The sequence below is a fragment of the Acinetobacter gerneri DSM 14967 = CIP 107464 = MTCC 9824 genome (genome assembly GCF_000368565.1).
Classification (GTDB): Bacteria; Pseudomonadota; Gammaproteobacteria; order Pseudomonadales; family Moraxellaceae; genus Acinetobacter; species Acinetobacter gerneri.
The window spans coordinates 457,192-469,447 of record NZ_KB849543.1 but is presented as its reverse complement, the minus strand read 5'-3'; the positions used below and the strand labels follow the sequence as shown (position 1 = coordinate 469,447).

General features: G+C 38.5%; 13 protein-coding genes. 10 read left to right on the top strand and 3 right to left on the bottom strand.

Annotation, left to right across the window (positions count from 1 at the left end; genetic code table 11):
- Window positions 1–43: 43 nt before the first annotated feature.
- A complete protein-coding gene (locus F960_RS10430; RefSeq protein ID WP_004863750.1) occupies window positions 44–829 on the bottom strand; it encodes a 3-hydroxybutyrate dehydrogenase in 786 nt (261 codons plus the stop codon).
- A gap of 35 nt (window positions 830–864) precedes the next feature.
- On the bottom strand, window positions 865–2,289 hold the full coding sequence (locus F960_RS10425; RefSeq protein ID WP_004863747.1) for a GntP family permease: 1,425 nt from the start codon (window positions 2,287–2,289) through the stop codon (window positions 865–867).
- Window positions 2,290–3,136: 847 nt separating this feature from the next.
- Between F960_RS10425 and F960_RS10420 the strand changes: the two genes are divergently transcribed.
- The 6 genes from F960_RS10420 (at window position 3,137) to F960_RS10395 (ending at window position 8,871) form a co-directional block, all read left to right on the top strand.
- Entirely contained in the window at window positions 3,137–4,039 is a 903-nt protein-coding gene (locus F960_RS10420) for a LysR family transcriptional regulator (RefSeq protein ID WP_004863743.1), read from the top strand.
- 122 nt (window positions 4,040–4,161) lie between these two features.
- Window positions 4,162–4,863: a CoA transferase subunit A gene (locus tag F960_RS10415; protein ID WP_004863740.1), complete on the top strand. Its 702-nt coding sequence runs from the start codon at window positions 4,162–4,164 to the stop codon at window positions 4,861–4,863.
- A gap of 2 nt (window positions 4,864–4,865) precedes the next feature.
- Window positions 4,866–5,510, top strand: coding sequence for a 3-oxoacid CoA-transferase subunit B (locus tag F960_RS10410; RefSeq protein WP_004863737.1), 645 nt, complete (start codon window positions 4,866–4,868; stop codon window positions 5,508–5,510).
- Window positions 5,511–5,747: 237 nt separating this feature from the next.
- On the top strand, window positions 5,748–6,926 hold the full coding sequence (locus F960_RS10405) for a thiolase family protein (RefSeq protein WP_004863734.1): 1,179 nt from the start codon (window positions 5,748–5,750) through the stop codon (window positions 6,924–6,926).
- Window positions 6,927–6,995: 69 nt separating this feature from the next.
- A complete protein-coding gene (locus F960_RS10400; protein WP_004863731.1) occupies window positions 6,996–7,382 on the top strand; it encodes a carboxymuconolactone decarboxylase family protein in 387 nt (128 codons plus the stop codon).
- Between the two features lie 271 nt (window positions 7,383–7,653).
- A complete protein-coding gene (locus tag F960_RS10395) occupies window positions 7,654–8,871 on the top strand; it encodes an acetamidase/formamidase family protein (protein WP_004863729.1) in 1,218 nt (405 codons plus the stop codon).
- Here F960_RS10395 and F960_RS22375 read toward each other — a convergent pair.
- Window positions 8,852–9,007, bottom strand: a complete 156-nt coding sequence (locus F960_RS22375) for a hypothetical protein (protein WP_154650753.1) — start codon at window positions 9,005–9,007, stop codon at window positions 8,852–8,854. The genes F960_RS10395 and F960_RS22375 overlap by 20 nt on opposite strands.
- A 126-nt stretch (window positions 9,008–9,133) precedes the next feature.
- Between F960_RS22375 and F960_RS10390 the strand changes: the two genes are divergently transcribed.
- The 4 genes from F960_RS10390 to F960_RS10375 all read left to right on the top strand — a co-directional run bounded on the left by F960_RS10390 (window position 9,134) and on the right by F960_RS10375 (window position 12,228).
- Window positions 9,134–9,484, top strand: coding sequence for a hypothetical protein (locus F960_RS10390; RefSeq protein ID WP_004863726.1), 351 nt, complete (start codon window positions 9,134–9,136; stop codon window positions 9,482–9,484).
- A gap of 1 nt (window position 9,485) precedes the next feature.
- Window positions 9,486–11,198, top strand: a complete 1,713-nt coding sequence (locus tag F960_RS10385) for a PepSY-associated TM helix domain-containing protein (RefSeq protein WP_004863722.1) — start codon at window positions 9,486–9,488, stop codon at window positions 11,196–11,198.
- Window positions 11,195–11,542, top strand: coding sequence for a DUF3325 domain-containing protein (locus F960_RS10380; RefSeq protein ID WP_004863719.1), 348 nt, complete (start codon window positions 11,195–11,197; stop codon window positions 11,540–11,542). Before F960_RS10385 ends, F960_RS10380 begins: the two co-directional genes overlap by 4 nt.
- Window positions 11,543–11,718: 176 nt before the next feature.
- The gene (locus F960_RS10375) at window positions 11,719–12,228 is read left to right on the top strand and encodes a tetratricopeptide repeat protein (RefSeq protein WP_035372756.1); all 510 of its coding nucleotides are present in this window, start codon (window positions 11,719–11,721) and stop codon (window positions 12,226–12,228) included.
- Window positions 12,229–12,256 lie beyond the last annotated feature (28 nt).

Here is a 12,256-nt window from a genome sequence, read left to right as displayed (position 1 = left end):
TTAATCTAAAAATTGCATGAAAATAGACATAACGTTCAACATACTATTGAGCAGTATAACCGCCATCCATCACCACAGCCTGACCAGTAACTCCACCTGCTTTATCACTTGCTAAGAAAATTGCATAATCCGCAATTTCTTCAACACTGAGTAAGCGTTTTTGCGGAACCATTGCCAAAATTACATCTTCTAACGCACTGGTTTCACTGACATTTCGAGTTTTTGCAAGATCAGTAATTTGTCCACGAACCAAAGGGGTGTCTACATAACCCGGACATAATGCATTTACAGTCACGCCATCACGTGCAGATTCTAAAGCAGCAACTTTAGTTAAACCAATCACACCATGTTTAGCACTGTTATAACCAGCTTTGCCTGCAAAACCGATCAAACCATTAATCGAAGCCATATTGATAATACGACCAAATTTTTGTGCTTTCATAATCGGCATGACATGTTTAATACCAATAAATGAACCCACCAACATGACATTAATCAATTTTTGAAAAATATTGGTTGGAAATTCTTCAATTTTAGCAACATGCTGAAAACCAGCATTATTGATCAAAATATCAATACGACCAAATGTCTGATGTGCCAACTCAATCGCTGCCCCATAAGCATCTTCGTCAGAAACATCACATGGAGCAGACAAAGCTTCAAAACCTTCACTTTTGAGTGCCAACACTGTTTCATTACATTTTTCTGCATTCATGTCAGAAATCACAACTTTTGCACCTTCTAGTACAAACTTTTTTGCAATTTCCAAACCGATACCACTTGCTGAACCTGTGATAAATGCAACTTTATCTTGAAGAAGTTGACTCATTATTTGCTCCTTATTTCTCTATCATTTTTTAGTGATTAAACAATACCAAACCATGTAAATGCGGCAATTGCTATAAACACCGCCACCGTTTTAATGACTGTAATCGCAAAAATATCTTTATAAGATTGTTTGTGTGTAAGCCCTGTTACAGCAAGTAAAGTGATCACAGCACCATTGTGCGGCAAAGTATCCATACCACCAGAAGCCATCGCGACGATACGGTGCATCACTTCGGCTGGAATTCCCATAGCGACAATCGCAGCATTGTACTGATCAGCCATAGCACTGAGCGCAATACTCATACCGCCTGAAGCAGATCCTGTGACCCCTGCCAAAACTGTAGTCGTGACTGCTCCATTGACCAGAGGATTGGTAAATGTATGCCCCAAAGCATGACTGATCAAAGCAAAACCCGGTAACGCTGCAATAATTGCTCCGAAACCATATTCGGACGCAGTATTCATCACTGCAAGTAATGAACCACCGATACTGGCATTTACACCATCTTTGAAACCGCCATAGACACGACGAAAATCAAATAAAATGGCAGTAATAATACCCACGATCAAAGCCAATCCTACAGCCCAAATTGCAGACGTTTTCGCAACATCAACTGTATAATTTGCAAGCCCAATCGCATTGAAATCAAAGCCATTCGGATACCACGTTTTAATTGCTGTAGACAAATATTTATTCATTACAGCGACTAAAATTAAAGGTACAAATGCCATAAATTGACGTAAGCCAGAACCATTACTTTGATGCTGATCTTCTTGTTCAAATTGTTGCAACTCGGCAGCTGTTAAAGTCACACCTGATGCAAAACCATCGCCATTACGTGCAGCTACACGGCGACGCCATTCTAGATAACTTAAACCGACCGCCAAAACAAAAATTGCACCAATAATCCCTAAAAACGGTGCTGCATAAATATCTGTTCCAAAAAAAGTGGTCGGAATCACGTTTTGAATTTGTGGCGTACCCGGTAAAGCATCCATAGTGAATGAAAATGCACCGAGCGCAATCGTCCCCGGAATCAAACGCTTCGGGATATTTGCCTGTCTAAATAGTTGATTTGCAAATGGATAAACTGCAAATACAACCACAAACAAACTTACCCCACTATAGGTCAAAATCGCACCAAGCAAGACCACCGTTAACATGGCATTTTTAGAGCCAATCAACTTCACAATGGTTTTGGCAATGGATTCTGCAATACCTGACATTTCAACGACTTTACCAAAGATCGCACCGAGTAAAAATACAAGGAAATAATCTTTAATAAAACCCACCATTTTCGGCATAAACACGCCTGAATAAAATGGTAAAACATTGGCAGGGTTGATTAAAAGTACAGCGAGTAAGGCACAAATCGGTGCCATTAATATGACTGACATACCGCGGTAGGCTGTATACATTAACAGCCCGAGGGATAATAAAATAACGCATAAATCCCACATATTCTTTGACTCCATTTTAAAGAATATATGTCTGGTTCAGCCTATATATCTATTAAATAAAAAATTTACTAAAATATAAAATAAGCTCGTCCTAAACATGTTGATCAATATTTCGGCTTTTTTCTTATTTGTGAGATTCAACTTATCAGGAGATAATCAAAGTCATTTATCGCACAGAAATAAGCCTATAAGTTTTGGTTTATAATCAAACGATTTTTTATAACAACAATCTTTTAACAACCGATTTTTATTTCATGGAAAATAACATTTATTTTTTAAAACTCAAGTATGCTGATTTATTTTAATGCTTATCCCACACGATTAAACAATATAATTAATTTTAAAAACAAATAATTAAATTGACTTATTAAAATTTATCATCAATCGTTTAATATTTTTCATCAATCTTGAGCTTTAAATTTTAGTCGTCCTTCTATTTATTAGAACAAATACTTTTGAAGTTGTAATATAAATACTATCCAATTGAAAATAATCTATTTCTTAGTCTTAAATAATCATCATTTTTCCATCTAATATCAACAGATCATAGGGTTATCCATGTAAATAATAGACATTCAAATAAGATAATCTTGCTTTAAAACACAATTTGTTTATCTATTAACCTAAGCTTCAAATTAAAACCTCGCTAAGCTACCTATTAATCAATTGGAAACTTATTAATTATCAAAAATTTGAAACACAATAATTCTGCTCAATAACCATTTTTACTTTATACTCGATACTAAAATCAATGCTTGGTCTTGTATCAACTAATTTTCGTCATTCACATGGCTACAACATGGATCATATTTTCAGTTTTCATTGAAAATACATCACTAGGAATAGTATGACACTCAAACAACTCAAAGCCTTTCTCGCGCTCGCACGTGCCCTAAATTATGCAAATGCAGCAAATGAGCTGTGTGTGAGCCAATCTGCTTTGAGTCTGAGCATCAAAAGTTTAGAAGAAGAATTAGGCGGAAAACTGTTTAAGCGCAACACCCGTCGTGTAGAAATGACCCTCGAAGGTGAATCTTTGATTCCGTATGCTCGGAAGCTTTTAGCCAACTGGGAGGATATGGAAAAAGATGTAAAACAAAGATTTAAGCTCAATCGTGGGACGCTCAATATCGCCTCTATGCCCTTTGTCACCCATGCAATCCTGCCTGAAGTGATTCACAGTTTTCTTAAAGAGCATCCAAACCTTAACTTTTCGATTCATGATATTCCCAATGAAATTATCATTGAAAAAGTTCAAGAAGGTATCTTTGAGCTAGGTATCTGTTTTGCACCAAAGTTCAATGATCAGCTGGCATTTAAGCCTTTATTTAATGAAGATTTCCTTGCCCTTTTACCCAAAGATCATCCGTTTGCATCACGTGACTCTGTGACGTGGAAAGAGCTCTGCGCACTGCCCTTTGTCACTTTGCAACAACCTTCGATTATCCGTTATCTCGTTGAGCAAAATTGTAAAAAGTACAATCAAGTATTAGATCTCAAAGTGGAATGCCATCAGATCAGCTCACTTTCAAATTTTGTGGCTTATGGCTTAGGGGTGAGTGCTATTCCTAGACATTTCCAAGATTATATTGATAAAGAACATAATGTATTAATTGAAATAGAAGATAAAAATACCAACATGCCTGTCGGAGTGATCTACAAAAAAGATCTGGCTTTATCCAATATTTCTGCACAATTTATCAATATGCTGAGCGAGAATGAGTTCAAATCTTTTGAAAAAATAAAATAATCAAAACATACACTCTGCGTGATTAATGAGTTTTTCTCATTAATCGTTTGAAATATTCAACTTCAAAAATCTGCTGTCTAATGCTAATAATAAATTCTACTAATGGACATAGAGTTATAACGATGAATAAAGTCGTAGCAAATGCTCAAGCAGCATTGGCGGATGTAGTTGCCGACAATCAAACCTTTGCAGTCGGCGGATTTGGTTTATGTGGTATTCCTGAAGCGCTCATTGATGCTCTACGTGATACAGGTGTCAAAGGTCTGACTTGTATTTCTAACAACGCAGGTGTCGATGACTTCGGTTTAGGTAAACTTTTACAAACCAAACAAATTAAAAAAATGATTTCATCTTATGTAGGTGAAAACAAAGAATTTGAACGTCAATATTTAAATAACGAACTTGAAGTTGAACTTACACCTCAAGGGACTCTCGCTGAAAAATTGCGTGCTGGCGGTGCTGGTATTCCTGCATTTTTCACACAAACAGGTGTGGGAACGCTGATCGCAGAAGGCAAAGAAGTCCGTGAATTTGATGGAAAAGAATATATTTTAGAACCTTCTTTGGTTGCCGATGTTGCCTTAGTTAAAGCCTATAAAGCGGACAAGGCAGGTAATTTAATTTTCCATAAAACAGCACGTAACTTTAACCCAGAATGTGCAATGGCAGGCAAAATGACCATTGTTGAAGTTGAAGAAATCGTCGAAATTGGTGAATTAGATCCTGATTCGATTCATTTAGCGGGTATTTATGTCAATCGTATTATTTTAAATGCAAATCCTGAAAAACGTATCGAACAATTAACATTAAAGGCGGAGGCATAATCATGGCTTGGACTCGTAATGAAATGGCTGCACGTGCCGCGCTTGAACTTGAAGATGGTTTTTATGTCAATCTAGGCATCGGTTTGCCGACGCTTGTTGCTAACTATATCCCTGAAAATGTCAATGTTTGGCTGCAATCTGAAAATGGTCTACTCGGTATTGGTGAATTTCCAACAGCAGAAACTGTTGATGCTGATCTCATCAATGCTGGTAAACAAACGGTGACTGCGCGTAAGGGTGCTGCATTTTTCTCTAGCTCAGAATCGTTCGCCATGATCCGTGGTGGTAAAGTCAATATTGCGATTTTAGGTGCAATGGAAGTTTCAGAAAAAGGTGACCTTGCGAACTGGATGATTCCAGGCAAAAAAGTCAAAGGTATGGGCGGTGCAATGGATTTGGTTGCAGGCGTACAAAAAGTTGTGGTTTTGATGGAACACAATGCAAAAGACGGTAGCCCTAAAATCGTACCAACATGCAGCTTGCCTTTAACAGGAAAAGCAGTTGTGCACCGTATCATTTCTGACTTAGGTGTTATCGACATCACAGCTGAAGGCGCTAAACTCATTGAACTTGCAAATGACGTGACTTTAGAACAAATCCAAGCTGCGACAGGTGTCAAACTTATTGTCGATCACTTGGCAGCTTAAGCTATATAAAATTTTGAATGTTTTTATATTTCAAAGCTTTATTTCTAAATTTCAATGCAAATCATGGGTTACAAAAATGTAGCCCATTTGCTCAATAAGACAGCAAGTTTTTCGATCTTGTTCTGCAATAATCGTTATAAATTTGATTTGAATGCAACAAAATATCTAAAACTGTTTCAAATATTTGAACTTTGAAGAAATAAAAAAATTATTTTTCAAAGTGACTTGGAGATAAAAATGGAAAAAATTGTGATTGTGGCTGCTAGCCGTACTGCAATGGGAAGCTTTCAAGGAAGTTTAGCAAGTTTGACTGCACCTGATTTGGGTGCAGTTGCCATTCAAAAAGCAGTTGAACAAGCCAATATTCCTGTCAATGATATTGATGAAGTGATCATGGGATGCGTGTTACCTGCAGGTGTAAAACAAGGTCCTGCTCGTCAAGCCATGCGTAAAGCAGGTTTACCCGATCATGTCGGTGCAACCACCATCAATAAAGTTTGTGGTTCTGGTATGAAAGCCGCGATGCAAGCCAGTGATGCGATTAAGGCAGGCAGTGCCAATATCGTTGTGGTTGGCGGTATGGAATCTATGACCAATGCACCTTATTTATTGCCTAAAGCACGTGCTGGCTATCGCATGGGACATGGTCAAGTGATTGATCATATGTTTATGGATGGCTTGGAAGATGCTTATACAGGTCGTGCAATGGGTACTTTTGCCCAAGAAATGGCAGATAAAAAAGGCTATACACGTGAACAAATGGATGAATTTGCAATTCGTTCTTTAAACCGTGCGCAAAAAGCGATTGCTGAAGGGTATTTCAAAGCTGAAATCGCACCAATCACAGTTTCGACACGCAAAGGTGATGTGATTGTTGAAAATGATGAAAATCCGGGTAATGCTAAAATCGACAAAATCCCAACACTACGCCCTGCTTTTGCCAAAGATGGTACGGTCACTGCGGCAAACTCAAGTTCGATTAGTGATGGTGCTTCTGCTTTGGTCATTACTTCTGAAACTGAAGCAAATCAGCGCGGCTTAAATGTACTTGCTGAAATCAAAGCATATGCATCAAACTCACAGCTTCCAGAAGAATTTACCATTGCACCTGTAGGCGCTATTGAGAAAGTCTTAAAAAAAACTGGCTGGAATGCGGCTGATGTAGACCTCTGGGAAATCAATGAAGCCTTTGCTATGGTGACAATGGCTGCAATTGATGCATTTGATTTAGATCCTGAAAAAGTCAATATCAACGGCGGTGCTTGTGCGCTTGGTCACCCTCTCGGTTCTTCAGGTTCTCGTATTATCGTGACTTTGATTCATGCTCTAAAACGCTTAGGTAAAAGTAAAGGGATCGCAGCACTGTGTATCGGTGGTGGTGAAGCAACAGCAATTGCGGTTGAACTACGACCATAAACCAATACTTTTTAAAGTGCTAGCAGACTACACTCCTAGCACTTTTTATTGCTTATTTATGAGAAGATCATGTCACAACAAGATTATGAAAATGGTTTAAAAGTTCGTACTGAAGTCATGGGCGAATCTTTTGTTAAACGTGCTCAAGACAATACTGTCCCATTTACTCAGCCACTTCAGGACTGGATTAATGAACATGCTTGGGGTTCAACTTGGCAACGTGAAGGCGTATTACCTCGTAAATATCGCTCATTGATCACCATCGCATTTTTGACTGCACAAAAAAGTCCTACAGAACTCAAAGGTCATGTCCGTGGTGCATTAAACAATGGTGCAACGGTTGAAGAAATTCAGGAAGTTTTACTACACAGCTTACCTTACTGCGGCGCACCTGCGACTCAAGAAGCTTTCCGTGCAGCCCTAGAAGTCATCAACGAATATCAAAAAACTGAATAATCCTCGGATCTTATCTCATCTGATCATAGCTTAAGTTTAACTTAGGCTATTTTCATAGATCATTGCTCTTGCTTAGATCATCACACTCAAAATAAACATGCACTAAAATAGTGTAAAAATGACTTTCATTTTTAAATATCATTTCAAATAAAGTGATCAACTTCACGTTTTATTATAATTTTTATAAATAAATATGTATTTCAATCATTTGGCATAAGATTTGCAAACACCTTTGCAGTTTTTAAATTTCTTTCCAAAGGTCGATCAAATTATGCTGAAACGTCATTTTCTTTCTGTTGCCCTACTGACAGCTGTTCACCTGCCTATTGCTCATGCAGAAGAATTTAAAGTTTTAAAACAAATTTCTGAAAAACCCACTTTGCTCAAAAATGGAGCTTATCAAGGCAATTATTATGTTCCATCCACTTTAGACACCATTACTTGGGGCTACTTACCCAATAAAAATGCAAAACCTGTTTTAAGTGTAGCCTCTGGCAGTACCGTCACATTTGATACGGTATCACATGAAGGTTTATTGGAAGATCAAGGACGTGATGCCGAAAAATATTTCAAATCTAAAGGTGTGCCCTCTGCATTTATTTTGGATGAAGCAAAAAAAATCACACAATCGAACTTAAAGCATGACTTTGCTAAAGATGGTCCGCATATCGTCACAGGACCAATCTCGATCGAAGGGGCTATGCCGGGAGATATTTTAAAAGTTGAGGTCATCAGTGTTGAACCCCGTGTTCCTTATGGCGTCATTTCAAATCGTCACGGCAAAGGTGCCTTGGTTGGTGAATATCCTTTAACTCCACAACAAGAAAATGCATCCGCTGCCCATCCAGAACGCTATGGCAACGTTTCTATTTTTACTCCAATTGAAAAAAATAATGCGGGTGAATATGAGGGTGTGATCCGTACAGAATCAGGTAAAGCGATCCGATTCCCTCTTTATCCATTTATGGGTATTATGGGTGTGGCTGCCAATACCAGTGAACCTGTTCATTCTGTCCCACCAGCATTTTATGGCGGAAATATCGACATTAATGAACTCGGTGCAGGCTCTACAGTTTATTATCCTGTGCAAGTGCCCGGCGCATTGTTCTATACCGGAGACAGTCATTTTGCCCAAGGTGATGGTGAGGTTGCATTGACAGCCTTGGAAGCTTCAGCCCGTGCGACATTAAAATTTACAGTACTTAAAGCTGGAAAAGACAAAATTCCAAGTAAGCAGCTCACTCAACCGCTCGCAGAAAATGCTGAATTTTGGATCACACCCGGTTTAGATGAAGATCTGGATGTCGCAATGAAAAAATCTACACGAGAAGCAATCCGTTTCTTAAAAGATGAATATGGCATTGATGAGGCAATTGCTTATGCTTATTTGAGTGCTGCGGCTGATTTTGAAGTATCTCAAGTCGTTGATAAAACAAAAGGCATCCATGCAAAAATACGTAAAGCTGACTTTAAAGAATTTCAAGAGTAATAAACCCTGCAAGTCTATTATTTTCAAATAAACCAATAAAAATAAATAACTTAGATGCTAAGGCATTTTCATTTTGGAAATGCTTTAGCGCATCAGCTATATATTTTCGAGTAGTTATATTTGCTTGCACTTTCATATCCTCAATCAAAAATCTAGTTTATTTTTTTAATATATTCAAAATATTAGATTCACATAGTAAATGATAATTGTTATTATTTTCATTAATTAAGTCACAATTAAGATTGCTGTGAGTTGGTATGCCATGAATAGCCAAGTAAATACTGATGCATTGGATGCATTTACACCATCAACGTCCACTCCCCCTAAATCTACTCCTCGAACATTGGTCGCATATCGTTGGATGATCTTTTATCGGTTTTCCCTCGCAACTGTTGGCGGGTATCTGCTCGCAGCTTTGGTTGCGATGGTGACAGCACAACTATTTGCTGAACAACGTGCAAATGCAGTTATGTCTGCAACATTATTAGCATTTTGTGTTCACACTGCTGCATTTATCTGGGTATTTATGGTGCATAAAACCCTAAAAGCGACTTTGGGAATCATCATCCCGATGGTGATTTTATTTGTCATTTACCAACTTTTAGGAACATAAAATGCGAGTCGATGCCAAAGTTGAGGGACCACGCCAATCGATGTCATGGCTACATACATGGGCGAGTTTGATTTTAGGGTGGTTGCTCTATGCCATTTTTCTCACAGGGACGCTGAGCTTTTTCCAAAATGAAATCAGTGTTTGGATGAAACCTGAAACCCATCAATCCGTCGCGCCGAGTTCACAGATTGTACAAACGCAAGTCGCTGTTGATTATTTACAAACAAAAGCGCCAGATGCGGGTAGTTGGACCATCACACTGCCCAACGCTCGTCAGACCACTACAGACCTCAATATCCGAAAACAAGGTGAGGATTTGCAGGCAAGGCGTGGCGGTGAGCGTATCAGTATAGATAGCCAAACGGGTGAGGAAATCAAAGCACGGGATACACGTGGTGGAGGTTTCTTATATCGTTTTCATTTTGAATTGTATGGTCTGGATCGTATTTGGGCTCGTTGGATCGTCGGCTTCGCGACTATGCTGATGATGGTGGCAATCATTAGTGGCATTATTACCCATAAAAAAATCTTTAAAGATTTCTTTACTTTTCGCTCTGGTAAAGGGCAACGCTCTTGGTTGGATGCACACAATGCAACAGCCGTTTTTGCACTTCCCTTTCATATCATGATTACTTTCAGTGGCTTGTTATTGCTCATGTTTACGCTGATGCCTTGGGGTATCAATCAAGTTTATGAAAGTCGTCAACAGTTTTTACAAGATCAACGTGCGGGGCTTGTGCAAAATAATCGTGAAAGAAATACTGAAAAAGGTCAGCAAAGAGCTACAGCAGATCAAAATCCTTCAGGACGAAATGCTGAACGTCGAGAAAAAGATGACTCCAAAGAAGCTCAAGCTGCACCTTTAACCGATCTCACAGCAATTTTGACTTATGCGCAATCACAATGGAAAGATAACCCGATTGCAAGTATTCAAATCATTGCACCCAATACCACGCAAGCCAAAATCGAATTGCGTGCGTTATATGCCGAAAGTGTCGTCAACCGTAATATTTACCCGAGTTTAAAATTTGATGGCGTAACAGGGAAAAATCTCGATAAAGCACAAAGGGCTGAAATCAAACATTCGATCCCTATGGGTATTTATAATGTCATTACGGTACTGCATGAAGCACGTGGCGTTGATATTGCATTACGTTGGTTACTGTTTTTGTCTGGTATTTTAGGCACACTCATGGTCGCAACTGGGTTGATTTTATGGTGTGTAAAACGTGCACCACAACAGCAAAAACAAGGCTTTAAATCTTTTGGATATCGTTTGGTTGAGGTACTGAACATCGCCACTATTATTGGTTTACCTCTTGCGGTGGCAGGATATTTCTATGCAAATCGGCTGATACCAAGTGCTATGGAAATGCGTTTAAATTGGGAAATCCGAGTATTTTTCATCGTCTGGCTTATAAGCATGATTTACGCTGCACTCAGACCTCATAAAAAGGCATGGTTAGAACTGTTGATGTTCGCCACGATTGCTTATGCCCTCCTTCCGATTTTAAATGTCCTCACTGGAGGAAATGCGATTTGGCAAAGCATTTCAAATGGACAATGGATGATTGCAAGCTTTGATTTAATGACATGGTTATTGAGTATTTTATTCTTATTTGCATTTTATAAAGTCAAAAATCACCAAGCACCGACGGCTAAAAAAAGCAAATTAAATCATAAAGTAATATCTAAACAGGAGCCTCAAACATGATTTGGTTTTTGTTGATATGGTCACTCAGTACATTGGGATTTTTTGCCTTGGCAAGCACAATGTCTAAGCATCAAAAGCAAATTTTTAAGCATGAATTAGCAATCAAGCAAACCGTTTTAGCAAAAGTGATTGGATGGCTTTTACTGATCATTAGCCTTGTACTCTGCGTAAAACATTTTAATCTCAGTACAGCCATCAGTTACTGGATCGGTGTACTTAGCTTTTCTGCTTTGTTTGTCGCTTGGTGCCTGAGTTATGCGGAAAATCAGATCAAGAAATTAATCTTTGTACCTATTATTTTGAGTTGTTTGAGTATGATTGCGATGTTGAGTTTTTCTTCATGACTCTATCGATCATTTAAAAAATCTCATTGAAAAACAATTGGCTTAATATTTAAAAATCTCATCTATCCCCTCTTTAAAAAAGGGGGGAAACTCGTTCTCTAGTAGATCATTGTATTGGCTTTTTTTATGACAAACGATTAGGCTATGCAGCTGATCTTTTCTAAATAATGATGAATATGGCTGAGCTTAAAATTCCTGCTGAACTTTTCAATCGTGCTAGCGCTGGACAACGTGATGCTCAATTTGCATTGGCAGAACTTTATATGCAAAGTGAAAATGATGAGCATGTCGAACTTGCTGAAGAATGGGCACTCAAAGCAGCTCAATTGGGTCATATAGAAGCAATGTATTGGCTTGGCGAAGGCTATGCTGCCTATGCCAAAGATATGCAAGAAGAAGATCCCATCGAGTCTAAAACCTACTTTGAACATGCACATCGTTGGTTAGAACAAGCCGTCAAACATGCGCATCCTGCCGCAATCTTTGAAATGGCAAGTTTTTACCGCAATGGTTATGTCGTAGATAAAGATGTCGCAAAGTCAGTAGAACTGGTTGAACAAGCAGCAAAACTTGGTGAAGTTCAAGCCATGCGTGATCTGGTTGCCATTTATGAACACGGCTTAGGTGTTGAGATTGATGAAGAAAAAGCTGATTTTTGGGCTGAGAAAGCAGAACAATCACAATAATTTTCAATCTTATTTCAAGCATAAAATT